This is a genomic window from Pseudomonas sp. PVC-5-1, from assembly GCF_057444345.1.
Genome location: NZ_CM172024.1, coordinates 3,909,780 through 3,933,032 on the forward strand (window position 1 = coordinate 3,909,780; position 23,253 = coordinate 3,933,032).

Below are 23,253 nucleotides of genomic sequence, written 5' to 3' on the forward strand. Positions count from 1 at the left end.
GCCACCCTTAGTAAGTCCGGACTTTTGGTTCGAAGGCTGGAACAGTCTTCGGCGCAAAGTTGACGCCACGCTTGGCGACGCGCTTCTCACCCGGGTAGTACAGGGTGTGGCACAGCCAGTTTTCGTCGTCACGGTCTTCGTAGTCTTCACGGGCGTGAGCGCCGCGGGACTCTTTACGGGCTTCTGCCGCGATGGCGGTAGCTTCGGCGACTTCCAGCAGGTTCTGCAGCTCCAGCGCTTCGATACGCGCGGTGTTGAAGGCCTGGGACTTGTCGTTGATCTTGACGTTGGCGATACGGTCACGCAGACCGGCCAGCTGCTCGATACCCTTCTGCATGTATTCGCCAGTACGGAATACACCGAAGTAGTTCTGCATGCAGCTCTGCAGCTCGCGCTTCAGGCTGGCAACGTCTTCACCGGTGGTGCGCTCGTTCAGCTTGTTCAGGCGGTTCAGGGCAACATCGACGTCGGTGTCGCTGGCGTCGCGGTATTCCACGCCTTCGGTCAGCGCCTTCTCCAGGTGCAGGCCGGCAGCACGGCCGAACACCACCAGGTCGAGCAGCGAGTTGCCGCCCAGGCGGTTGGCACCGTGAACAGATACGCACGCCACTTCACCTACGGCGAACAGGCCCGGGATGATGTGGTCGTTGCCTTCGGCGTCCATGGTAATGGCCTGGCCATGAATGTTGGTGGCAACGCCGCCCATCATGTAGTGGCAGGTCGGGATGACCGGTACCGGCGCGACCACAGGGTCGACGTGGGCGAAGGTCTTGGACAGCTCGCAGATACCTGGCAGGCGGCTGTGCAGCACTTCCTCGCCCAGGTGGTCCAGCTTCAGCAGTACGTGGTCCTTGTTCGGGCCCACGCCGTTGCCGGCGATGATTTCCTTGACCATGGAACGGGCGACCACGTCGCGACCGGCCAGGTCTTTCGCGTTCGGCGCGTAACGCTCCATGAAGCGCTCGCCGTGGGCGTTGATCAGGTAGCCACCCTCACCGCGGCAACCTTCGGTGACCAGTACACCGGCGCCGGCGATGCCGGTCGGGTGGAACTGCCACATTTCGATGTCCTGCACCGGCACGCCGGCACGCAGGGCCATGCCCACGCCGTCACCGGTGTTGATCAGGGCGTTGGTGGTGGAGGCGTAGATACGGCCGGCACCGCCAGTTGCCAGCACGGTGGCCTTGGACTTGATGTACAGGGTCTCGCCGGTTTCGATGCAGATCGCGATCACGCCAACGAATGCGCCGTCCTGGTTCTTCACCAAGTCAACTGCGTAGTACTCGTTGAGGAAGGTGGTGCCGGCTTTCAGGTTGCCCTGGTACAGGGTGTGCAGCAGCGCGTGACCGGTACGGTCGGAAGCGGCGCAGGTACGGGCAGCCTGGCCACCCTTGCCGAAGTCCTTGGACTGGCCACCGAACGGACGCTGGTAGATGCGACCGGTTTCGGTACGCGAGAACGGCAGGCCCATGTGGTCCAGCTCGAAGACCGCAGCCGGGCCTTCCTGACACATGTATTCGATAGCGTCCTGGTCACCGATGTAGTCGGAGCCCTTGACGGTATCGTACATGTGCCAGCGCCAGTCGTCGTTCGGGTCGGCCGAAGCGATGGCGCAGGTGATGCCACCCTGGGCAGATACAGTGTGCGAACGGGTCGGGAAGACCTTGGTGACTACGGCAGTCTTGTGGCCGCCTTGAGCCAACTGCAGCGCAGCGCGCATGCCGGCGCCGCCGCCACCGATGATGATGGCGTCGAAGGAAATGGTTGGAATGCTAGCCATGGATCAGATACCCCAGAGAATCTGCACACCCCAGACGAAGTAAGCGAACATCGCAACGCCGCATACCGCCTGGAACAGGAAACGAATCGCAGTTGCCGACTTGCCGAACGACATAGGCGTCAGGTAGTCGGTCGCAATGGTCCACATGCCGACCCAGGCGTGAGCGCCCAGGGCAACGAGGGCCAGCAGACTGAAGATCCGCATCGCGTTGTTGGAGAACAGACCATGCCACTGGGTGTAGTCGATGCCTGGGTGGGCGACCACGTAGCCGATCAGGAAGAGGAAGTAAGCCGCGAGAACGACCGCAGAAACGCGCTGCGCCATCCAGTCATAGAGGCCCGAACGCGACAGGTTCGTGACATTGGTTACCATACCCAAACTCCCACCAGAACGATCAGCACCACGGAGATGACGATCACGATTTTCGAGCCCAGCTTGCCGCCTTCCAGCGTCTCACCGATGCCCATGTCCATGATCAGGTGACGAACACCTGCCACGAGGTGATAAAGCAGGGCGGACAGCAGGCCCCAGGTCACGAATTTGGCCAGCGGGCTGGTCAGACACGCCTTCACCTCACCAAAGCCTTCCTCGGAACCCAGCGACTTGCCCAGTGCATAAAGCATGATGGCAAGGCCGAGGAACAGGATGACGCCGGAGATACGATGCAGGATGGACGTGTACGCAGTGACGGGGAGCTTGATGGTCCTTAGGTCTAGGTTTACAGGTCGTTGGCTTTTCACGGCTTTTTTCACACTGAAGAGCCCCTAGCGAATCAGGGCAAAGTTGTTGGTAAGTGTACTGGTCAGGTACCCACCACCCAGGGAACGGCGACCCCCAGCAGTTCGGGCTTGCAAGCCCCTGGCGGTCGGGTTGCGAGTATAGACAGTTAGGCTGCTTATGACAACGTGACGGGGTAGCCCAAATAGCGCATTGCCTTTAGCGCACAAAAGGCGTAAATGGGCGAGAATTTCGCGAAAAATCAGGCCTCAATGCCTGTTTCAACAAGCCTTTAGGCAAATTGACATCTGAATTTATCCCTCTATAGTGGTGCGGGCCCTGCGTGGGGGGTCTGTCTGATGATTTCAAGCATTAATAGGAGGCCACATGGCTGACAAAAAAGCGCAGTTGGTCATCGAGGGCGCTGCCCCCGTCGAGCTGCCCATTTTAACCGGCACCGTTGGTCCTGATGTAATCGACGTCCGCGGGTTGGGGGCCACTGGTCACTTCACCTTCGACCCTGGTTTCATGGCGACTGCCTCGTGCGAGTCGAAGATCACCTACATTGACGGCGACAAAGGTATCCTGCTGCACCGCGGCTACCCGATCGAACAGCTCGCTGAAAAATCCGACTACCTCGAAACCTGCTACCTGCTGCTCAACGGCGAACTGCCGAATGCCGAGCAGAAGGCCCAGTTCGTCAGCACCGTGAAGAACCACACCATGGTTCATGAGCAGCTGAAGTCCTTCTTCAACGGCTTCCGCCGCGACGCCCACCCGATGGCGGTGATGTGCGGCGTGGTTGGCGCCCTGTCGGCGTTCTATCACGACTCCCTGGACATCAATAACCCGCAACACCGCGAAATTTCCGCGGTGCGCCTGGTCGCCAAGATGCCGACCCTGGCCGCGATGGTTTACAAGTACTCCATGGGCCAGCCGATGATGTACCCGCGCAACGACCTGTCGTACGCGGAAAACTTCCTGCACATGATGTTCAACACCCCGTGCGAGATCAAACCGATCAGCCCGGTGCTGGCCAAGGCGATGGACCGGATCTTCATCCTCCACGCCGACCACGAGCAGAACGCCTCCACCTCCACCGTTCGTCTGGCCGGTTCGTCGGGTGCCAACCCGTTCGCCTGCATCGCCGCCGGTATCGCCGCACTGTGGGGCCCGGCCCACGGCGGTGCGAACGAAGCGGTACTGACCATGCTCGATGAAATCGGCGATGTCTCGAACATCGACAAGTTCATCGCCAAGGCCAAGGACAAGAACGACCCGTTCAAGCTCATGGGCTTCGGTCACCGCGTGTACAAAAACCGCGACCCGCGCGCCACCGTGATGAAGCAGACCTGCGACGAAGTCCTGCGCGAGCTGGGCATCAAGAACGACCCGCAGCTGGAACTGGCCATGCGCCTGGAAGAGATCGCCCTGACCGATCCGTACTTCATCGAGCGCTCGCTGTACCCGAACGTCGACTTCTACTCGGGGATCATCCTCAAGGCAATCGGCATTCCGACCAGCATGTTCACCGTGATCTTCGCCCTGGCACGTACCGTGGGCTGGATCTCGCACTGGAAAGAAATGCTCTCCAGCCCGTACAAAATCGGCCGCCCGCGCCAGCTGTACACCGGCGAGCAGAAGCGCGACATCGTTGCGCTGCAGGACCGCAAGTAAGCTTCCATAGCCGAACGCAAAAAGGCTGCCCTCGGGCAGCCTTTTTTATTCATCATGCGCTGGTCTCTTCGCGGGCTTGCCCGCGAAGAGACCGGGACAGGCGACCCAAAAGCCTCAGTTTTTCTCAGCCCGCTCCCGCAACCCTTTCAGGGTATTGAACGGCGCATCCACCACGAACTTGTTGGCCACCATCGCCGGCACGCTGCCACCCGGCTCGGTGTGCACCTGATAGGTCACTTCCGTGCTGTCGCCCTTGGGCACCAGCTTCCAGAAGCCTTCGACCTTCGCCACCCGCACAAAGCCCTTCTCTTCCGGGATATAGGTCGGCTCTTCCTTCAGGTTGCGCACCAGGCTGCCATCAGCCTCCTTCACAGTAGTCACATGCAACACCGAGTCCCGCGGCGTCACCGGCCATGGCGTATTGAACTGGGTGTAGGTCCAGCTCTGGTCACCTTCGTGCTTGAGCAGCTTCTGCGACTTGCATTCGTGAATCCATGCACAAGCCCCGACCACGTCCTCCTGCAACGCCTGCACTTTGGCCAGCGGCGCCTTGATCACCGTGACACCTTGATAGGCCTTGTACTTCGAACCGGCCACTTCGCTAAGGGAAACCTTGATCCCCTCCTCGTCCTTGGCCACCTGCCAGTTTTCGGCCCAGGCCGCAGGCGACAGCAGAACACCCATGCCACACAGCAGAGCAATACGCTTGAACGATCTCATCATGTTTATCCTTGTTTTCGAAGATCCAGCCTGTCACGCCGCCGTCATTTGCTCCCACCAGCCGAGAATCCTTATGGCCTCATCGCGATCACTGCCACACACCTCGACATCCGCCTTGAAACCACCACACACCGCAGGCCGTTCGGGCTTGCCGAACAGGTCGCAGAGGTTGTCGACAGTCAGGTGCAGGCAGCGCTCGCCAGCCGGCTTGCCATTGGGCATGCGCGGCATCGCGGAGGTGATGGACGGGGCGATGCAGCAGGCACCACAGCCCTCACGGCAGTTCATGGCTATTCACCAAAATAAGGACTCCCTGGAACAAAACGGGACGAACGCCCCTGGATAGTAACCGCTCAAACAGACGTTTGAAATTGCTGGCACGATGAAATCTGCCATGACCCGGCAGTCAGTTCGCCAGCTACTGGCGGTACTCGAAATCGATGGCCGCCCCTTCCACTTCCCGACGGCTGTCATTGCGTAGCTGCAGCTGCATTTCATTGCTGATCAACCGGCCATTGAGCTGGAACGGGCTGTCGCTGGTCTCCGGCTTTTCAGTGAACATGGGGGGCAGTAGAGGTTTGCGACGCTGTATCGGCGACAGGCTGCCCACACTTGGCTCAAGGTTATCGACCATCTCGGCCGGCAGGCTGAGGTCGAGCTTTGCCTTGGGTAGCGGCTTGGCAACCTCCTTGCTCACCTGCTTGCGCGCCGGCCTGGCCTTGCTGTTACCGGCTTTTTTTGCTGGTTGCGTGTGCGCTGGCCTGGCTCCGGCCTTCTGCACCGGCTTGGCCTTCTGCACCGGCTTGGCCGCCTGCGCCTGGCCTGCCGGCTGCGCAGCCTGGGCAACACCAGCCAGGCTGCAGAGCGGTACAAGGCACAAGATCAGGGCAAAACGGCGCAGAGCATTCATGGCAAATGGACAGACTGGCAGGAAAAGTGCGTATGCTCCCTGTTCCACAGGCGCGTGGCAAGCCTATAAAAATGCCGCCGCTGGCTCCCGACACAATTGCTGGGCAAGCAAACCGAGAGTGATCACCGCGCGCTCGGCTTCCTTGTTCCACGGTATACCGCAATTAAGGCGGATGCAGTGGTTGAATTGCTCGGTGTTACTGAAGATTAGCCCCGGCGCAATACTGATGCCCTGCTCCAGCGCACGCACATGCAGCTCCTGGGTGTTGACCCGCCCCGGCAGGCTCACCCACAGGATGAAACCGCCCGTCGGCCGGGTCATCTGGGTACCCTCGGGGAAGTGTTGCTGCACCGCCAGCTGGTAGGCACTGAGGTTCTTGCGGTACTCCTGGCGGATGTAACGCAGGTGCCGGTCGTAGCCGCCATTCTCCAGGTAGGCCGCCACACCCATCTGCGTCACGCTGCAGGCCGAGTGGGTGGTGAAGGTTTGCAGGCGCTGGATCTCGTCCTGATAGCGCCCGGCGATCATCCAGCCAACGCGCACGCCGGGGGACAGGGTCTTGGAAAAACTCGAGCAATAGATCACCCTGTCCAGCCGGTCGAATGCCTTGAGCGCCTTGGTCTTGCCCTGCTCGAACATCAGCTCGCCATAGATGTCATCCTCGACGATCTGGATATCGAAGTCCGACGCCAGGCGCAGCAACTGTTTCTGCCGCTCTTCCGGCACAGTGCCACCCAGCGGATTGCTGAGGCGCGCGGTCAGGACCAGGGCCTTGATCGACCACTGGTTGGCCGCCAGTTGCAGCGCCTCGAGGCTGATGCCGGTGGACGGGTCGCTGGGGATCTCGATCACCTTCAGGCCCAGCAGGTCGGCCAGTTGCAGCAGACCGTAATAGGTGGGCGATTCGGCCGCGATCAGGTCGCCTGGACGAGTCAGCACGCGCAGCGACATCTGCAGCGCATCGACACAGCCATGGGTCACGATCACTTCACGCGGGTCGACCAGTACACCGGCATCACGCATGCGAATGGCGATCTGCCGGCGCAGCGGCTCGAAGCCGGGGCTGAACATGTAGCTGAAGGCACGCGGGCTGTGGAAGCGCGTCACCTTGGCAATCTGCTGGTGCAATGCACGGACCGGCAGGTAGTCGACATGCGGCACAGCGGCGCCGAACGGGAACACGCCATCACGGCGAGCCTCGGTCAGTACCTGCTGGATGATACTGGCGCGGGTGACCAGGCCGGGGCGCTCCACGCGGGCGATGTCCGGGGTCTGCGCGGTCAGGGCCGGGGTCTGGTGCACGTAGTAGCCGGACTGCGGCCGCGCACGAATCAGCCCCTGGTCCTCGAGATTGGCATAGGCCTGCAGCACCGTGGCATGGCTGACATTGAGCTGGGCGCTCATCTTGCGCACGGAGGGCACCCGCTCGCCTGGCTGGTAGACACCACGACGGATGTCATCGGCCAGTTGCTGGGCGATACGCTGGTACAACAGCAGGTTGGTCATGGCTGGCTCTCGACGCGCGGACGGGCTCGTTGTTCTTGTGTCTGACGGTAGAGGATACCGTAACAGTTGCAAAGTGTACTGGGACAGATCGCAGGATAGTCAACAATACAGTTGCGTGACAGCCATGGAAACGATCAAGCCCGGGTAGCCCGACGAAAAGCGGGGCCGCTTCGCAGCCCATCGCCGGCAAGCCAGCTCCCACCTTGATGCATTGACCTCAAGCCCTGTTCATCACCTGTGGGAGCTGGCTTGCCTGCGATGGGCCGCAAAGCGGCCCCTTTCACATGATTCAGCGTGCTGGCGCCAGCTTGCCTTTGTCATCGGAGAACACGATCTCCACCCGACGGTTCTGCGCCCTGCCCCGCTCCGAGGCATTGGCCTCGATCGGGTACTGGTCGCCATACCCCTCGACCTGCAGGCGCTTCTCGTCGATGCCCAGGTCTACCAGCATGTCGGCCACGGCCTGCGCCCGGTCACGCGACAGCTTCAGGTTGTCCTCGGCCGGGCCGGTGCTGTCGGTATAGCCCTCGATCCGAACCACCCGGCGCGGGTTGAGCTGGAGGAACTGCACCAGCTTGAGCACGGTACGGCTGGCCGAGTTCTTCAGGTCGGCACGACCGGTGTCGAACAGCACGTCCCCCAGGGTCATCACCAGACCACGGTCGGCCTGCTCCGAGGCCAGCGCGGCGATCTGCGACTCGACCCACTTGCCCTGCTGCTGAACACTGGCCAGCTTGGCCTCGCGCAGGGCCAGCTGCAGGCGCTGGCGCTCCAGGTCGAGCTTGGCCTGGCGCTCCTGGTTCAACGCCAGCTTGGCATGCTCGCTGGCAATTTCGCTGTAGCGCTGGCTCAGGTAGGCGTAATGGCGCACGTCGGCACCGGTGCCGATGTAGCTGGACAGGCGCTCGGCACGGGCCAGCGACTCGCCTGCGCGAATCACGTCGCGCGGCGCGCTGCGCAGCACATTGGAATCATCCTTGACCTTCTGGAAAGCTGCAGTGGCATCATCCAGCGCTGCGCTGCTGCGCTGGCTGGCGCAACCTTGCAAACCTGCCGCCAGCGCCAGCACTGCCAGCGCGGCCAATGGCATGCGACGGATCATGGCTGCACCTCCAACTGTTTGCGCAGGCGCTGGACCCGCGACTGCAGCAGTTGCAGCTGCTCTTCGCTCTTCTGGTTCAGTACCTGGGCCTCGGCCAGGCGCGCATCCAGCTCGGCCTGCTCGGCACGCATGCGCGCATCGCGGTAGTCTTCGGTGAGCATGTTGGTCTTGGCCCGGGCCAGCTTGTCTTCAGCCAGCTTGAGCGCATCGACCTGCTCGGTGGCACCGACGGCCCTGGCCTGCTCCAGCGCCTGTTCGGAGATGCGCATCTGCTCGTTAGGGGCCGGATCGTTGGCGCAGCCAGCCAGGCCGAGCACGGCCAGGGCAAGGATTAGTGGTTGGGTTCTCACGCAATCTTCCTAGTGTTTGGGGGCGTCCGACGGCACCTGCAGCTGCGCTTTCCAGCGCTCGACATTACGTTGCAGCACGGCCTCGGATGCTCCGGAGATCGGCAATTCTGTCAGTTTTTTCGCCAATTGCCCACGCAGCCAGCTGTCATTGCAGGCCGAATTGTGCGACAGCGCCAGGTACAGGCCCGGCCGATCCACCGGCAGGCCGCGGGCGATCAGGTCATTGCTCATGCCCAGGCTCTGGGCCATGGCCATGCCCGAATAGCGGCCAGCGAGCACATAATCCACCTGGCCGAGCACCAGCTTCTGGAATGCCTGGGTCAGGTTCTGTGCCAGCACCAGCTTCAGCTGGGCCTTGGCGAAAGCGGTAAAGGCCGGGGTAAGCCGCGCGCGCTCGGACAAACTGCCTTGGTACTGGGCCAGGTCAGCCGGGCCCTCGAAGGCCAGTGTGGCGTCGTGGCGCGTCCACACCAGGTATTCGTTGAGCTGCAGGGGTGGATGGATGTAGTCCAGCGCGGTCAGTTGCTCCACCTGCATGGGGGTGTCGAGCAGCAGGTCCATCCGCCCGCTACGTACTTCTTCCAGCGCCTGGTCACGACGGCCGGCGCTCAGCACCTCAACTTTCACACCCAGCTCGCCAGCCACCTGGCGCAGCAGGTCGACGTTGGCGCCGATCAGGTGTTTCGGGTCGTTGGGGTCCTGCCATGAATAGGGCGGTGAATCAGGGCTGCCGGTTGCCACCAGGCGTTCACACTTGCCCGCCGCCATGGCCAGCGGCGAAACCAGCACCGCCATGCATGCCAGCACCCCGCCTGCTTTACGCAGCACCATTGCTCACTCCTTGTACAGACCAAAAAAAACCCGGCCCCTGTACAAGGGCCGGGTTCTTTATAAGTGAAGCAGGCGGATCAGACCAGCTTTTCCAGCTCCGGAACCGCTTCGAACAGGTCAGCGACCAGGCCGTAGTCGGCTACCTGGAAGATCGGCGCTTCTTCGTCCTTGTTGATCGCCACGATCACCTTGGAATCCTTCATACCGGCCAGGTGCTGGATCGCGCCGGAGATACCGACGGCGATGTACAGCTGTGGCGCGACGATCTTGCCGGTCTGACCGACCTGCATGTCGTTCGGCACGAAGCCGGCGTCGACTGCGGCGCGCGAAGCACCGACGGCAGCGCCGAGCTTGTCGGCCAGGCTGTACAGGTGTTTGAAGTTGTCACCGTTGCCCATGCCACGGCCGCCGGAAACGACGATCTTGGCAGCGGTCAGCTCTGGGCGGTCGGACTTGGCCAGCTCTTCGCCAACGAAGGCCGAGATGCCAGCGTTGTGCGCAGCGCCAACGGCTTCGATGGCAGCCGAACCACCTTCGGCGGCCACGGCGTCGAAGCCGGTGGTACGCACGGTGATGACCTTGATGGCAGCGCTCGATTGCACGGTGGCAATGGCGTTACCAGCATAGATCGGGCGCTTGAAGGTGTCGGCGGACTCGACCGAGATGATCTCGGAGATCTGGTCCACGTCCAGCAGCGCGGCAACGCGCGGCAGGATGTTCTTGCCGTTGGTGGTGGCCGGCGCCAGCACGTGGCTGTAACCCTTGGCCAGCTCGACGATCAGCGGCGCAACGTTTTCTGGCAGGACGTGGGCGTAGGCAGCGTTATCTGCAACCAGCACCTTGGCCACGCCAGCGATCTTGGCTGCGGACTCGGCAACGCCGCCCACGTTCTGGCCAGCGACCAGCACGTGCACATCACCACCGATCTTGGCGGCAGCAGCAACAGTGTTCAGGGTGGCCGGGGCTACGGCACCGTTCTCGTATTCAGCGACAACCAGGATAGTCATTTAGATTACCTTCGCTTCGTTCTTCAGCTTCTCGACCAGTTCGGCCACCGATTTGACCTTGATGCCAGCGCTGCGGGCAGCCGGGGCTTCAACCTTCAGGGTCTTGTTGGTGGAGGCGAGGGAAACGCCCAGCGCGTCTGGAGTAACAGTCTCCAGCGGCTTCTTCTTGGCCTTCATGATGTTCGGCAGCGACGCGTAGCGCGGTTCGTTCAGGCGCAGGTCGGTAGTGACGATGGCTGGCAGGTTCAGTGCAACGGTCTGCAGGCCGCCGTCGATTTCACGGGTGACGTTCAGCTTGTCGCCAGCCACTTCGACCTTGGAGGCGAAGGTGCCCTGGGCGAAGCCGGTCAGCGCAGCCAGCATCTGGCCGGTCTGGTTGTTGTCACTGTCGATGGCCTGCTTGCCGAGGATGACCAGCTGCGGCTGCTCTTTGTCGACAACGGCTTTCAGCGCCTTGGCCACGGCCAGGGAATTCAGTTCGTCAGCGGCTTCGACCAGGATGGCACGGTCGGCACCCAGTGCCAGGGCAGTACGCAGTTGCTCCTGGGCAGTGGTCGGGCCGACGGAAACGACGACGATCTCGGACGCGACGCCCTTTTCCTTCAGGCGTACGGCTTCTTCCACGGCGATTTCGCAGAAGGGGTTCATGGACATCTTGACGTTAGCAAGGTCGACGCCGGAGTTGTCCGCCTTGACGCGAACCTTGACGTTGTAGTCGACCACTCGTTTGACAGCTACAAGAACCTTCATGGATTCCTCGTTACTCTCCGGTGAATAGATAGTCGCCAGGGGCAGAGCCCTGCGATGCGCGTGGGTACAAGGGCACCTCTAAAAACGTACCGGGAGGCGGTAACTTCACAGTGACCGAACAGTCTTGTCCGGACTCTTGCGACAAATACTCACGGGTCATTTCCTGTCGTGGCGTGTAAACTCCACTACAAACCGGCCAAAGGCCGCAAAACCCTGCTCCACACCTGGTCTTTAGAGGTGTACCTGCGCCCGGCTGCAAGCCTACGGCGAACGTAAAACCGCTCGTATCTTGACCGTAACACCCAATCCGGTCAATACGGCAAATCGGTCACCCTCCAGCCGCGTTCCTGTGATTTTACTGGCCTGCGGCAAATTCAAACAAACGTTTGTATTGGACCCGCCAAGTGGTGTAGATATAATGCGCGGCCAAGACAAAACGGTGTAGTCCGTCATTTGCCCAGCTACAGTTCCGCCGTTGCGTAGAACCGCTGCGAATGCCCCGCGCACCCATAAGACAAAGCAACAGCACGAGCCTTGATGAGTAGGAGAGAACCAGTGGAACGCGAATACATGGAATTCGACGTGGTCATCGTCGGCGCCGGCCCGGCGGGCCTGTCCGCCGCCTGCCGCCTGAAGCAGAAGGCCGCCGAAGCCGGTAGCGAAATCAGCGTCTGCGTGGTGGAAAAAGGCTCTGAAGTCGGCGCCCACATCCTCTCCGGCGCGGTGTTCGAACCCCGTGCCCTGAACGAGCTGTTCCCCGACTGGAAAGAGCTCGGCGCGCCGCTGAACACCGAAGTGAAGCGTGACGACATCTACGTGCTCAAGGATGCAGGCAGTTCGACCAAGGTGCCTGACCTGTTCGTGCCCAAGACCATGCACAACCAGGGTAACTACATCATCTCCCTGGGCAACCTGTGCCGCTGGCTGGCCCAGCAGGCCGAGAACCTGGGCGTGGAAGTCTACCCGGGCTTCGCCGCCCAGGAAGCGCTGTTCGATGAAAACGGAGTGGTGCGCGGCATTGTCACCGGCGACATGGGTGTGGACCGTGAAGGCAACCCGAAAGACGGCATGTACACCCCTGGCATGGAGCTGCGTGGCAAGTACACCCTGTTCGCCGAAGGTTGCCGTGGCCACATCGGCAAGCAGCTGATCAAGCGCTTCAACCTGGATAGCGAAGCCGACGTCCAGCACTACGGCATCGGCCTGAAGGAAATCTGGGAAATCGACCCGGCCAAGCACGAGCAGGGCCTGGTGGTGCACACCGCTGGCTGGCCGCTGGACGTCATGGCCAAGGACAACACTGGTGGTTCGTTCCTCTATCACCTGGAAAACAACCAGGTGGTGGTCGGCCTGATCGTCGACCTGTCCTACGCCAACCCGTACCTGTCGCCGTTCGACGAGTTCCAGCGTCTCAAGCACCACCCGGTGATGGCGCAATACCTCGAAGGCGGCAAGCGCATCAGCTACGGTGCCCGTGCCATCTGCAAGGGCGGCTTCAACTCGCTGCCGAAAATGGTCTTCAACGGCGGCGCGCTGATCGGCTGCGACCTGGGCACCCTGAACTTCGCCAAGATCAAGGGCAGCCACACCGCAATGAAGTCCGGCATGCTCGCCGCCGAAGCGGTGGCTGATGCACTGATCGCCGGCAGCGAAGGCGGTGACCAGCTCAACGGTTACGTCAGCGCCTTCAAGGCCAGCTGGCTTTACGAAGAACTGTTCGCCAGCCGCAACTTCGGCCCGGCCATGCACAAGTTCGGCCCGCTGCTGGGCGCGGCATTCAACTATGTGGACCAGAACTGGTTCGGCGGCAAGCTGCCGTTCACCCTGCACGACACCAAGCCGGACTACGCCTGCCTGAAGCTGGCGGCCGAGTCGCAGAAGATCGATTACCCGAAACCGGACGGCAAGCTCAGCTTCGACAAGCTCAGCTCGGTATTCCTCTCCAGCACCAACCACGAAGAGGAACAGCCCTGCCACCTGAAGCTGACCGACCCGAACGTGCCGATCGCCAGCAACCTGCCGCTGTACGACGAGCCGGCCCAGCGCTACTGCCCCGCAGGCGTGTACGAAGTGGTCACTCAGGAAGACGGCAGCAAGCGCTTCCAGATCAACGCGCAGAACTGCGTGCACTGCAAGACCTGCGACATCAAGGACCCGGCCCAGAACATCACCTGGATCACCCCTGAAGGCGCTGGCGGGCCGAACTACCCGAACATGTAAGGCCCCTGCCCTGCGCTAACGAAAAGCCCCCGGTTCTCACGAGCCGGGGGCTTTTTGTTTTACCTGTACCGACCTCATCGCCGGCAAGCCAGCTCCCACCTCGACCGCATCGACCTCGAGCCATGCGCTATCCCTGTGGGAGCAACTGTCTTGCTCAAATTCTAAAAGTTGGCGCGATCCCCTGTGGGAGCTGGCTTGCCGGCGATGAGGCCAGAACAGACAACAGAAAACTATTTTTCACCACACATTACCGGCATCGGCTCCGCGGCAAACGCCAATGGCTCCCGACGCCCGAAATACAAGGCCGTCAGCAACCCCACCGTGCCCATGACAAGACAAAAGCCGACACACACCCACGGACTCCACGGCATCAGCGCAATCAGCGCCAGCGGCGTGGTGCTGGCCCAAAGCGCGTAGGCCACGTTATAGGTGAAGGAGATGCCCGACACGCGGATCTCGGCCGGGAACAACCCGACCATCACTGACGGCACCACGCCCACCACGCCGCAGGACAGGCCCGCCAGCGCATAGGCCAGCCAGGTCACGCCCCACTGTCCCACCAGACTGGCATACAACGCGCCGATGCCCACCGGCAGCAACAGGCTGTAGAACATCAGTGCGCGCCAGGCGCCTGCACGGTCGACCAGCAGCCCGGCCAGCACGCAGCCGATGTTGAGGAAGACGATGCCCACGCTGCTAAGGGCAAAGGTGTGCCCGGCACTCATGCCGAAGCGCTGCTGCATCACTGTCGGAGTAATCACCACCAGCACCACCACGGCGGAAGTCAGCACGCAGGTCAGCAGCGCCGCCGGGATCAATGCCCGGCGGTGTTCGCCCAGCACCCGCCGCAGCGGGAAGCTCACCGGCTGCTCCTGGCGCGCACGCAGGGCGAGGAACACCGGTGTTTCGCTGAGCCAACGACGCAACCACACGCCGATCACGCCGAATACCCCGCCGAGCAGGAACGGGTAGCGCCAGGCATAGTCGAGGATTTCTTGCGGGGTGAACACTTGCGCCAGCAAGGTCGCGGTCAATGCCCCCAGCAGATAGCCAAAGGTCAAGCCGGCCTGCAGGAAGCCCAGGGCATAACCGCGCCGCCCGGCTGGCGCGTGCTCGGCGACGAAGGTCCAGGCACTCGGCACCTCGCCGCCCACCGCCGCGCCCTGCAAGATACGCAGTGCCAGCAGGATCAGCGGTGCAGCGTAGCCGATGTCGGCGTAGGTCGGCATCACCCCGATCAACAGGCACGGCAGGGCCATCATCAGGATGCTCAGGCTGAAGACCCGCTTGCGTCCCAGGTGGTCGGCGAAGTGCGCCATAAGGATGCCGCCCAGCGGCCGCGCCAGGTAGCCGGTGACAAAGATTCCGAAGCTTTGCAGCAGGCGCAGCCACTCGGGCATCTCGGGCGGGAAGAACAACTGGCTTAGGGTCAGCGCAAAGAATACGAAGATGATGAAATCGTAGATCTCCAGCGCGCCGCCCAACGCCGCCAGGCCCAGGGTCCGGTGGTCGCCGCGGCTGAACCGTGGCGGGCGAGCGGTATCGATGGCAGTCATGGCAGGGTCCGCAAATCGGCAAAGGGCAAGAGGATAGCAAATAGCTGCCCCCTTGCCCCGCCCGCTGCGGCTTTAGCGGTTGAACATGGTATTGACGAAATTGGCCTTCGGCCGTGGCCGCGCCGTGGCAGCCGGCATGGCGCCCGGCAGCGGTAGCCTGCCGACCTGCAGCGGCGAATCGATGATCGCCATGAATGCCTCCAGTGCCTCGTTGTCGGGCACCTGGGGCAAGCTCATGCTGACGGCCTGGCGCTCGGCCTGCGGCACCAACGGCACTTGCAACTGGTTGGAGTGATAAAGCAGGGCATGCTGGATCTGCGTGCTGACGCGACAGAAGCGCGCCAGATCGACCCCGACATGACTGGCCAGCTCGATATTGCCCAATAGCAGGTGGAAAGGCTGCAAGGCACTCAGCACCAGGCGCTGCAGCTCCTCGAAGCTTTCCACTGGCGCTATCCGGTAGTAGCCCAGGCCGTTGAGCAGCCGCTCCAGTTGCAGGCGCTGGCAGGGGTGTGCATCGGCGATGAGGATGCGCAGGGTCTTGTTGGCCATGGTGGGACCTGGGCAGTTGGGTAATGGTTAGGCTCCATGACCATACTGCGCCAGTAACGGCTGCTGCCTAGGCTACGCCTGGCAGGGGTCTTCTTTGATAGAAGTCGGGAAAACCGTGGAAATCAAGTGATCGACTGACGGAATTTTCATCTGCCTTCAACCCGGCGATCACGATTCCCACTCGCGCATGCGCACACGACAGTGCTTCATGGCGTTGACGATGTGCTTTTCCACCAGGCTGCGGGAAATACCCAGGTGCTCGGCAATCTGCTGGTGTGACAAGCCTTCGAGCTTGCGCAGCAGGAAGCAGTCGCGGCAGACCTTGCTCAGCTCATCCAGGGCACGCTGCATCAGCGCCAGGCGCTGGTCGAGCTGCATGTCATGGGTCGGCGCCGGGGCGTGCCAGCGCTCGTCGTTGTCCAGCACCTCCAGTGGCTCGGCCTGGCGTACCTGATGCCGCCGGTGGCGGTCGACCACCAGGTTGAGCGCGGTGCGGTAAAGGAAGGCACGCGGGTGCTCGATGCGCTCGGCGTCGGTGCGTTCCAGCACCCGCAGGTAGGCATCGTGCGCCACGTCTTCGGCGGCCTGACGATTGCCCAGGCGCGCGGAAAGGAAGCCCACCAGTTCGCGATAGTAATGTTCCACGACGTTACCTGAGATCGTCCTGCCAGCCTATGCCAGAAAGCCCTTTCAGGCAGCAACGCGGGACCGAGTGATGTCAACGTGCGATCTTACAAATTATAATTATTCTCAGCAACATGGGTATGTCTTGGGAGGTTTCGCGCCTGTGAAATCGAGCGCCGCCCGCGCGGCGCATCGCCGGCAAGCCAGCTCCCACATCTGTTTCGGGCCAGTATTGCCTGCACCAATGCGCGCGACCGCCTTGTTGGCTCGACACGATATCGAGGTGTACGCCAAGAGGGGCGCGCGCCGGGGGCTCAGGAAAGACTGGCCCGAAACAAATGTGGGAGCTGGCTTGCCGGCGATGCGCCGCGCGGGCGGCGCTCGATTTCACAGGCGCCACAACCCTGTCGCCATGCACCTGTCAGCCCCTGCCCAATATTCGCTAAATCCCCTCCTGCCGCTTTCGTCTATCTGGCACCCACTCGGCTGGATGTCTGCATGAGACCTTTAACCAACACCCGTCGCCGGCTCCTGCTCAGCGGCCTGGGCCTGCTCGGCCTGAGCAGCCTGCTGGCCTGGAAGGCCCTGCCCTACGGCGCACAGCCGCTCAGCACGGTTGCCGTGACCCGCGCCGACATCGAAAGCAGCGTTACCGCACTGGGCACCCTGCAACCAAGGCGCTACGTGGACGTCGGTGCCCAGGCATCGGGGCAGATCCACACCCTGCATGTGGAGGTCGGCGACACGGTGCGCAAAGGCCAGCTGCTGGTCGAGATCGACCCTTCGACCCAGCAGGCCCGGCTGGATGCCGGCCGTTTCTCGATCGACAACCTCAAGGCCCAGCTGGCCGAACAACGCGCTCAGTTCCAACTGGCCCGGCAGCAGCTCAAACGCCAACGGGAGCTGGCCGCCGCTGGCGCCACCCGTGACGAGGACGTGCAAACGGCCGCCGCACAGCTGAAGGTCACCCAGGCGCGCATCGACATGTTCCAAGCGCAGATCCGCCAGGCCCAGGCCAGCCTGCGCAGCGACGAGGCCGAGCTGGGCTACACGCGCATCTACGCGCCGATGGACGGCACGGTAGTGGCGGTGGATGCCCGTGAGGGGCAAACCCTCAATGCCCAACAACAAACCCCGTTGATCCTGCGCATCGCCAAGCTCTCGCCGATGACCGTGTGGGCCCAGGTGTCGGAGGCCGACATCGGCAAGGTCACCTCGGGCATGACCGCCTACTTCACCACCCTGGCCGGCGGCAAGCGCCGCTGGACGAGCACCGTGCGGCAAGTGCTGCCGATCCCTCCCAAGCCACTGGAGCAGGCCAGCCAGGGCGGCGGCAGCCCGGCCAGCGTCAGCAATGGCAGTGCCGGCAGCCAGGTGGTGCAGTACAGCGTGCTGCTGGATGTCGACAACCCGGACGGCGCCCTGATGGCCGAGATGACCACGCAGGTGTTCTTTGTCGCCGGCAAAGCCAGCCAGGTGCTGACCGTACCACTGGCCGCGCTGGACGACGGCGATGGCCTGCGCCTGGCGCATGTGCTGACCCGCGACGGCAAGGTGGAACAGCGCCAGATACGCACCGGCCTCAGCGACCGCCTGCGCGTGCAGGTGCTGGACGGCCTGAACGAAGGCGAACGCCTGGTGATAGGCGCCCCTGGCGTCAGCGGAGGTTGAATGAGCACACCCCTGATCGAGCTGGTCGACATCCGTAAATCCTACGGCGGCATCGAAACGCCCAAGGTCGATATCCTTCATGGCATCAGCTTGCGCATCCATCCCGGCGAGTTCGTCGCCATCGTCGGCGCCTCTGGCTCCGGCAAATCGACCTTGATGAATATCCTCGGCTGCCTCGACCGCCCCACTTCTGGCAGCTACCGCTTCGCCGGCAAGGATGTGGCCGAACTGGGCAGCGACGAACTGGCCTGGCTGCGCCGCGAGGCATTCGGCTTCGTGTTCCAGGGCTACCACCTGATCCCCTCGGGCTCGGCCCAGGAAAACGTCGAAATGCCGGCCATCTATGCCGGCATCGCGGCCAACGAACGCCACGCTCGTGCCAGCGCCCTGCTCGGCCGCCTGGGCCTGGCCAACCGCACTGGCAACCGCCCGCACCAGTTGTCTGGCGGCCAGCAACAACGGGTGTCGATTGCTCGGGCGTTGATGAATGGCGGCCATATCATCCTCGCCGACGAACCCACCGGCGCCCTCGACAGCCACAGCGGCACCGAAGTGATGGCGTTGCTCGACGAGCTGGCCAGCCAGGGCCACGTGATCATCCTGATCACCCATGACCGCAACGTGGCGGCGCGGGCGCAGCGCGTGATCGAAATTCGCGACGGCCTGATCATCAGCGATTCGGCCGCCGAAAAGCCCATGGTCGAAAACAGTCGCGGGCTACAGGCCGACCAGCTGCGCCAGCGCCTGGACCATGGCGCAACCTTGCACGGGGCATGGAAAGGTGAATTGTTCGAAGCCCTGCAGGCGGCCTGGCGGGTGATGTGGGTCAACCGCTTCCGCACCGCCCTGACCCTGCTGGGGATCGTCATCGGCGTGGCCTCGGTGGTGGTGATGCTGGCAGTGGGCGAAGGCAGCAAGCGCCAGGTCATGGCGCAGATGGCAGCCTTCGGCTCGAACATCCTCTACCTGAACGGCAAGCCGGCGAGCCTGGGCGAGCAGGCCGGCACCATCACCCTCGACGATGTCGCTGCCATCGGCCAACTGCCGCAGGTCAAGCACGTGATGCCGGTGATCGGCGAAAAGATGATGGTGCGCCACGGCAACAACAGCCAGCGGTTCTATGTGGGTGGCAACAACACCGGGTTCCCCGAAATTTTCAACTGGCCGGCGGTGCAAGGCAGCTTCTACAGCGATGCCGATGAAGCCAACGCTGCCGCGGTGGCGGTGATCGGCCAGAAAGTGCGGGAAAAGATGCTCGACCCTGGGCGCGACCCGCTGGGGCAGTACCTGTTGATCGGCAATGTGCCGTTCCAGGTGGTCGGTATCCTGGCCGGCAAGGGCGCCAGCTCTGGCGACCAGGACAGCGACGGGCGCATCGTGGTGCCCTACTCCGCCGCAGCCATCCGCCTGTTCGGCCAGCGTGACCCGGACTACATCGCCGTTGCCGCCCTGGACTCCACGCGTGTCAACGAAGCCGAAGCGGCCATCGACAAGCTGCTGCGCCAGCGCCACAACGGCCGCCAGGACTTCGAGCTGACCAATGACGCGGCGCTGATCCAGGCCGAGGCGCGCACGCAGAACAGCCTGTCGCTGATGCTGGGGGCGATCGCCGCGATCTCGCTGCTGGTGGGTGGCATCGGCGTGATGAACATCATGTTGATGACCGTGCGCGAGCGCACCCGTGAAATCGGTATCCGCATGGCCACCGGCGCGCGCCAGCGCGACATCCTGCGGCAATTCCTCAGCGAGGCGGTGATGCTGTCGATGGTCGGCGGCCTGGCCGGCATCGTCCTGGCCCTGGCCATCGGTGGCGGCCTGATGCTGGCCGAAGTGGCGGTGGCCTTTGCCCTGCCTGCCATGCTCGGCGCCTTCGCCTGTGCTGTCGTCACCGGCATCGTGTTCGGCTTCATGCCAGCGCGCAAGGCCGCTCGCCTCGACCCGGTCAAAGCCCTTACCAGCGAATAACCCATGACTCTGCCTAGCCGCATCAGCCTGTTGCCCCTGTGCGTATGCCTCGCCGCCTGCAGCACGCCGCAAACACCCGCCAGCGGTATTGCCGCGCCATCTGCCTGGCAAGGCGAGGCCGCATCACCCTCGGCCCAACTGCCAACGACGCAGTGGTGGCAAGCCTTCGCCAGCCGCGAACTCGACCGCCTGGTGCAGCACGCCCTGCACAATGCCCACGACCTGGCTGCTGCCACGGCACGGGTACGCCAGGCCCAGGCCCGCGCAGTCATCGCCGGCGCGCCGCTGCTACCGGAGCTGAAGCTGGGCCTGGATGGTAGCCGCCAACGCCTGCTGCACGGTGACGGCTACGACCAGCTGGATGTCAGCCGCAGCGAACCCACCAGCACCTCGTTCGACATGCAGCTCAGCGCCAGCTACGAAATCGACTTCTGGGGTGGCCTGCGAGCGACCCGTGACAGCGCCCTGCGCAGCCTGGATGCCAGCCGCTTCGACCGCCAGACCGTGGAGCTGACCCTGGTCAGCGCGGTGGCCGACAGTTACCTGCAGGGCCTGGCTTTGCAGGAACAGTTGCGCATTGCCCGCCTCAACCTGCGCAATGCCAAGGACGTGCTGGGCCTGGTCGAGGCACGCCAGCGCAGCGGTTCCGCCACGCGCCTGGAACTGGCCCAGCAGCGCAGTCTGGTGGCCGCGCAGCAACGTCAGTTGCCGTTACTGGAACAGAAGTGGCAAGACAGCCGGGTCACCCTGGCAACCCTGCTCGGCGACCCGGTGCAGTCGCTGCCCACCAGCCAGGACGCGATCAACACCCTGCAATGGCCCGCCATTGGCAGCGGCGTGCCCAGCGAGCTGCTCACCCGCCGCCCGGACATTGCCGCAGCAGAAGCTCGGCTCGCCGCCGCCAGCGCCAATGTGCAGGTCGCCCGCGCCGCCATGCTGCCCAAGCTCACCCTCGGGGCCAACCTGGGGGCTGGCGCCAATACCTTTGCCCATTTGTTCGACAGCTCCTACTACACCCTCACCAGCGGCCTGGTCGCGCCGGTCTTCAACAACGGCCGCCTGCGCGCCGCCCGTGAACTGGCGGAGGCTGAACAGGCAGAGTTGCTGGAGACCTACCGCAGCAGCATCCTGGCCGGTTTTGCCGATGTCGAAAAGGCGCTCAATGCGATCCAGGGCGTGGACCGCCAGCGGCAGTGGCAGGATGAAGAAGTGGCGCAGGCGCGGCTGGCATTCGACCTGGCGCAGCAGCGTTATGGCGCGGGAGCGGAGACGCTGTTGAGCGTGCTGGAGACCCAGCGCACCTTGTATGTGGCGCAGGACCAGCAGGCCCAACTGCGCCTGGCCCGGTTGCAGGGTAGCGTGGCGTTGTACAAGGCATTGGGGGGTGGCTGGGTGGTCAGCCAGTAGGGTCACCTGTACCGGCCTATCGCCAGCAAGCCAGCTCCCACAGGATCTGCGCCGGGGTCAAGACATGCGCTGTACCTGTGGGAACCGGCTTGCCGGCGATAGGGCCGGTACAGGCAGCGACTAATTCCGCACCTTCAGGTTGCGCGCATACCACGGCCGCTGCGGTACCTTGGGCCGCAGCTTGTCGAGCAGGTCGTCATCGCTGTAGATGATGCGCAACGCCAGCTTCATGGTCTCCGGGTCCATCTCTACACTGCGCCCGGGCCGCAAACCCGGCACCGTCGAGCAGCCATGGGTATCCGGCCCCAGCCACGGGTCGGCCACCTCCACCCAGCGCCCTGGCGCAAACCATGGCACACCATTGACTTCCAGGCGCCGTACCTCGCCCGGGTGCAGCCGCTCATGGGCGTGGAACCAGTCCTCGATGCGGTCGTCGATCCAGCCATGAAAGTGCCAGAACACCGGGTTCACATGGGATGAAAACGGGTCACCGAGAAAATCGTTCTGTTCGGCGAACCAGCGTTCGGCAAAATCATCCGGCGTGCGCGCCGTCGGCACCGGCATGCCGTTGGAGGGGTCGCGCGGCACCGATGCCCAGCGCATGTGCAGCCAGTCGTGCAGGCCCAGCTCCACTTCCGAACCGAACTGGCCCAGGGTCAAGGTGCTCAGGTACTCCGGGTCGGTGTAGCGTGACTCCCAGACCTGGAAGTTGCCATGGAAGGTACCCGGCGTCTTGATGTCGCGCACCCACTGGGTGTATTCCGCATCACCGCTGGCCAGCCAGGTGGGCGGCAGGGCATTGCCGTCATGGTTGTCGAAGTAGCGGGCGAATCCGGCCCGGTCGCGCTCCAGTTCCGGCTGCGGCAACGGGAAGCGCGTCCATGACGGCAAGTCCTGCAAGGCACGGGCCCTGCCAAGCATGTGCCGGTGCATGAATAAAAAGTCTTCTCCCGAGCCGTTGCGGTCCTTGTGCCGGCCCCGCGCGTCACGCTCACGATCACGTGGTCCGGGCTGCCAGCCCAGGCCACGCAGGGCGCCCTGCTTGTCCTTGCCCAGCTTGTGCCATTTGTCCCGCGACGAGTGCCACAGCTGGTGGAACAGGCGATGCTCCGGGGTGGTCAGCCAGGCCAACAACTGCGGGTTCAGCGGGGTACGCTCGCGCGCCTCGGGGAAGGTGCGCTTCAAGGCCAGGAACTGGTTGTCCTCCACAGGCAAAGTCAGCGCGCGGTCCAGGCGTGCAATGCGCCCGTTGAGGGTGGCCGGCCCGGCGTTGCCGAACCGGCCCCAGACCTCGTCGAGCACGATATGGCATTCATAGCGGGCCTGGGCCGAAAACAGGCGCCAGCGCAGGGTGCCCGGTTTGTCCGCCAGCAGGTCGCCTATCACGCGGTAGCGCGGCTCATCCTGCCCACGCAGGCGCTCGGGAGTATCCAGGTAGCCGCGCAGGGCGCGTCCGCTGGTTGCCACATCCAGGAACAGCTCCAGTTCACTCGTGGGTAGGCCGTCCAGCCCCGCATCCTTGCCCAGCAGCGTCCAGCGCCAGATGCCGCGCAGGGTATCGCCCAACTGCTGCAGGCGGGTATCGGCCAACTCGACGACGGCCTCGCCAGGGGTTTCCGGGAATTCCTCGGCGGCACGCTGGCGCTGCACATACAGCGCCCCCAGCGCACCGGGCACCACCACACCCGTCAGTGCCACACCGGCGATGAAACCGCGTCGGGAAATCGTCATTGCATACCTGTGCATTCATTGCGGCCATGGAGCACGGCCCGTCCAAGGCTAGAACGTTGCGCGGCAGGCGAAATTTAGCGGCGCTCCGGCTGCATTCGGGGCTGCTGCGCAGCCCAATCGCCGGCAAGCCAGCTCCCACAGGGATTGCACATGGCTTAAGGCCAATGCGCTCGAGGT

General features: G+C 63.3%; 21 protein-coding genes. 5 read left to right on the forward strand and 16 right to left on the reverse strand.

Annotated features, from left to right (window positions below):
• Positions 1–7 precede the first annotated feature (7 nt).
• Genes sdhA through sdhC form a run of 3 tightly spaced genes read right to left on the reverse strand, consistent with a single transcriptional unit; the run spans position 8 to position 2,532 of the window.
• On the reverse strand, positions 8–1,780 hold the full coding sequence (gene sdhA / locus AC2T3R_RS17945) for a succinate dehydrogenase flavoprotein subunit (RefSeq protein WP_013973442.1): 1,773 nt from the start codon (positions 1,778–1,780) through the stop codon (positions 8–10).
• A gap of 3 nt (positions 1,781–1,783) precedes the next feature.
• Complete coding sequence (sdhD, locus tag AC2T3R_RS17950; protein ID WP_003254214.1) at positions 1,784–2,152, reverse strand: succinate dehydrogenase, hydrophobic membrane anchor protein; 369 nt, start codon at positions 2,150–2,152, stop codon at positions 1,784–1,786.
• Positions 2,146–2,532 carry a succinate dehydrogenase, cytochrome b556 subunit gene (gene sdhC, locus AC2T3R_RS17955; RefSeq protein ID WP_012315350.1) on the reverse strand — a complete coding sequence of 129 codons (387 nt, stop codon included), beginning with the start codon at positions 2,530–2,532 and terminating at the stop codon, positions 2,146–2,148. The genes sdhD and sdhC overlap by 7 nt, the downstream gene beginning before the upstream one ends.
• Positions 2,533–2,884: 352 nt before the next feature.
• Here sdhC and gltA point away from each other — a divergent pair, with 352 nt between their 5' ends.
• Positions 2,885–4,174 (forward strand): citrate synthase, encoded by a 1,290-nt coding sequence (gene gltA, locus AC2T3R_RS17960; RefSeq protein ID WP_013973445.1) that lies wholly within the window; start codon positions 2,885–2,887, stop codon positions 4,172–4,174.
• Between the two features lie 114 nt (positions 4,175–4,288).
• Here the strand turns inward: gltA and AC2T3R_RS17965 are convergent, their stop codons facing one another.
• The 9 genes from AC2T3R_RS17965 to AC2T3R_RS18005 form a co-directional block, all read right to left on the reverse strand.
• On the reverse strand, positions 4,289–4,894 hold the full coding sequence (locus tag AC2T3R_RS17965) for an START domain-containing protein (protein ID WP_123085867.1): 606 nt from the start codon (positions 4,892–4,894) through the stop codon (positions 4,289–4,291).
• Between the two features lie 33 nt (positions 4,895–4,927).
• Positions 4,928–5,182 (reverse strand): YkgJ family cysteine cluster protein, encoded by a 255-nt coding sequence (locus AC2T3R_RS17970; protein ID WP_025339973.1) that lies wholly within the window; start codon positions 5,180–5,182, stop codon positions 4,928–4,930.
• A 130-nt stretch (positions 5,183–5,312) separates the two neighbouring features.
• Positions 5,313–5,804 (reverse strand): hypothetical protein, encoded by a 492-nt coding sequence (locus AC2T3R_RS17975; protein WP_486744049.1) that lies wholly within the window; start codon positions 5,802–5,804, stop codon positions 5,313–5,315.
• 63 nt (positions 5,805–5,867) lie between these two features.
• Entirely contained in the window at positions 5,868–7,310 is a 1,443-nt protein-coding gene (locus tag AC2T3R_RS17980) for an aminotransferase-like domain-containing protein (RefSeq protein WP_013973449.1), read from the reverse strand.
• 289 nt (positions 7,311–7,599) lie between these two features.
• On the reverse strand, positions 7,600–8,412 hold the full coding sequence (locus tag AC2T3R_RS17985) for an OmpA family protein (protein WP_015271099.1): 813 nt from the start codon (positions 8,410–8,412) through the stop codon (positions 7,600–7,602).
• Entirely contained in the window at positions 8,409–8,762 is a 354-nt protein-coding gene (locus AC2T3R_RS17990) for a DUF4398 domain-containing protein (protein WP_013973451.1), read from the reverse strand. The genes AC2T3R_RS17985 and AC2T3R_RS17990 overlap by 4 nt, the downstream gene beginning before the upstream one ends.
• Before the next feature lie 9 nt (positions 8,763–8,771).
• A complete protein-coding gene (locus AC2T3R_RS17995) occupies positions 8,772–9,593 on the reverse strand; it encodes a substrate-binding periplasmic protein (protein WP_486744050.1) in 822 nt (273 codons plus the stop codon).
• A 77-nt stretch (positions 9,594–9,670) separates the two neighbouring features.
• The gene (locus AC2T3R_RS18000; RefSeq protein WP_013973453.1) at positions 9,671–10,600 is read right to left on the reverse strand and encodes an electron transfer flavoprotein subunit alpha/FixB family protein; all 930 of its coding nucleotides are present in this window, start codon (positions 10,598–10,600) and stop codon (positions 9,671–9,673) included.
• Complete coding sequence (locus tag AC2T3R_RS18005; RefSeq protein ID WP_025339979.1) at positions 10,601–11,350, reverse strand: electron transfer flavoprotein subunit beta/FixA family protein; 750 nt, start codon at positions 11,348–11,350, stop codon at positions 10,601–10,603.
• 537 nt (positions 11,351–11,887) lie between these two features.
• Between AC2T3R_RS18005 and AC2T3R_RS18010 the strand changes: the two genes are divergently transcribed.
• Complete coding sequence (locus AC2T3R_RS18010) at positions 11,888–13,570, forward strand: electron transfer flavoprotein-ubiquinone oxidoreductase (RefSeq protein WP_486744051.1); 1,683 nt, start codon at positions 11,888–11,890, stop codon at positions 13,568–13,570.
• A gap of 230 nt (positions 13,571–13,800) precedes the next feature.
• Here AC2T3R_RS18010 and AC2T3R_RS18015 read toward each other — a convergent pair whose 3' ends face one another.
• The 3 genes from AC2T3R_RS18015 to AC2T3R_RS18025 all read right to left on the reverse strand — a co-directional run bounded on the left by AC2T3R_RS18015 (position 13,801) and on the right by AC2T3R_RS18025 (position 16,323).
• Positions 13,801–15,126, reverse strand: coding sequence for an MFS transporter (locus AC2T3R_RS18015; protein WP_039615139.1), 1,326 nt, complete (start codon positions 15,124–15,126; stop codon positions 13,801–13,803).
• 72 nt (positions 15,127–15,198) lie between these two features.
• A complete protein-coding gene (locus AC2T3R_RS18020; RefSeq protein ID WP_410953499.1) occupies positions 15,199–15,678 on the reverse strand; it encodes a histidine kinase in 480 nt (159 codons plus the stop codon).
• 168 nt (positions 15,679–15,846) lie between these two features.
• Positions 15,847–16,323: a sigma-70 family RNA polymerase sigma factor gene (locus tag AC2T3R_RS18025; protein ID WP_486744052.1), complete on the reverse strand. Its 477-nt coding sequence runs from the start codon at positions 16,321–16,323 to the stop codon at positions 15,847–15,849.
• A gap of 477 nt (positions 16,324–16,800) precedes the next feature.
• Between AC2T3R_RS18025 and AC2T3R_RS18030 the strand changes: the two genes are divergently transcribed.
• The 3 genes from AC2T3R_RS18030 to AC2T3R_RS18040 are packed head-to-tail and all read left to right on the forward strand — an operon-like array spanning position 16,801 to position 21,345.
• Positions 16,801–17,973, forward strand: coding sequence for an efflux RND transporter periplasmic adaptor subunit (locus tag AC2T3R_RS18030; protein WP_486744053.1), 1,173 nt, complete (start codon positions 16,801–16,803; stop codon positions 17,971–17,973).
• The gene (locus AC2T3R_RS18035; RefSeq protein WP_486744054.1) at positions 17,974–19,938 is read left to right on the forward strand and encodes a MacB family efflux pump subunit; all 1,965 of its coding nucleotides are present in this window, start codon (positions 17,974–17,976) and stop codon (positions 19,936–19,938) included.
• A 3-nt stretch (positions 19,939–19,941) separates the two neighbouring features.
• Positions 19,942–21,345: an efflux transporter outer membrane subunit gene (locus tag AC2T3R_RS18040; RefSeq protein WP_486744055.1), complete on the forward strand. Its 1,404-nt coding sequence runs from the start codon at positions 19,942–19,944 to the stop codon at positions 21,343–21,345.
• A 120-nt stretch (positions 21,346–21,465) separates the two neighbouring features.
• Here the strand turns inward: AC2T3R_RS18040 and pvdP are convergent, their stop codons facing one another.
• A complete protein-coding gene (gene pvdP / locus AC2T3R_RS18045) occupies positions 21,466–23,076 on the reverse strand; it encodes a pyoverdine maturation tyrosinase PvdP (RefSeq protein WP_486744056.1) in 1,611 nt (536 codons plus the stop codon).
• Positions 23,077–23,253: the final 177 nt, after the last annotated feature.

What these genes read in the sequence shown, in the direction of transcription:
- AC2T3R_RS17970 (WP_025339973.1), bottom strand. Translation starts at nt 5,182, where the DNA reads ATGAACTGCCGTGAGGGCTGTGGTGCCTGCTGCATCGCCCCGTCCATC.
- AC2T3R_RS18005 (WP_025339979.1), bottom strand. Translation starts at nt 11,350, where the DNA reads ATGAAGGTTCTTGTAGCTGTCAAACGAGTGGTCGACTACAACGTCAAG.
- AC2T3R_RS17995 (WP_486744050.1), bottom strand. Translation starts at nt 9,593, where the DNA reads ATGGTGCTGCGTAAAGCAGGCGGGGTGCTGGCATGCATGGCGGTGCTG.
- AC2T3R_RS18030 (WP_486744053.1), top strand. Translation starts at nt 16,801, where the DNA reads ATGAGACCTTTAACCAACACCCGTCGCCGGCTCCTGCTCAGCGGCCTG.
- AC2T3R_RS18035 (WP_486744054.1), top strand. Translation starts at nt 17,974, where the DNA reads ATGAGCACACCCCTGATCGAGCTGGTCGACATCCGTAAATCCTACGGC.
- AC2T3R_RS17985 (WP_015271099.1), bottom strand. Translation starts at nt 8,412, where the DNA reads ATGATCCGTCGCATGCCATTGGCCGCGCTGGCAGTGCTGGCGCTGGCG.
- AC2T3R_RS17980 (WP_013973449.1), bottom strand. Translation starts at nt 7,310, where the DNA reads ATGACCAACCTGCTGTTGTACCAGCGTATCGCCCAGCAACTGGCCGAT.
- AC2T3R_RS18010 (WP_486744051.1), top strand. Translation starts at nt 11,888, where the DNA reads ATGAGTAGGAGAGAACCAGTGGAACGCGAATACATGGAATTCGACGTG.
- sdhA (WP_013973442.1), bottom strand. Translation starts at nt 1,780, where the DNA reads ATGGCTAGCATTCCAACCATTTCCTTCGACGCCATCATCATCGGTGGC.
- AC2T3R_RS18015 (WP_039615139.1), bottom strand. Translation starts at nt 15,126, where the DNA reads ATGACTGCCATCGATACCGCTCGCCCGCCACGGTTCAGCCGCGGCGAC.
- gltA (WP_013973445.1), top strand. Translation starts at nt 2,885, where the DNA reads ATGGCTGACAAAAAAGCGCAGTTGGTCATCGAGGGCGCTGCCCCCGTC.
- AC2T3R_RS18020 (WP_410953499.1), bottom strand. Translation starts at nt 15,678, where the DNA reads ATGGCCAACAAGACCCTGCGCATCCTCATCGCCGATGCACACCCCTGC.
- pvdP (WP_486744056.1), bottom strand. Translation starts at nt 23,076, where the DNA reads ATGACGATTTCCCGACGCGGTTTCATCGCCGGTGTGGCACTGACGGGT.
- AC2T3R_RS18000 (WP_013973453.1), bottom strand. Translation starts at nt 10,600, where the DNA reads ATGACTATCCTGGTTGTCGCTGAATACGAGAACGGTGCCGTAGCCCCG.
- AC2T3R_RS17975 (WP_486744049.1), bottom strand. Translation starts at nt 5,804, where the DNA reads ATGAATGCTCTGCGCCGTTTTGCCCTGATCTTGTGCCTTGTACCGCTC.
- AC2T3R_RS18040 (WP_486744055.1), top strand. Translation starts at nt 19,942, where the DNA reads ATGACTCTGCCTAGCCGCATCAGCCTGTTGCCCCTGTGCGTATGCCTC.
- sdhD (WP_003254214.1), bottom strand. Translation starts at nt 2,152, where the DNA reads ATGGTAACCAATGTCACGAACCTGTCGCGTTCGGGCCTCTATGACTGG.
- AC2T3R_RS17965 (WP_123085867.1), bottom strand. Translation starts at nt 4,894, where the DNA reads ATGAGATCGTTCAAGCGTATTGCTCTGCTGTGTGGCATGGGTGTTCTG.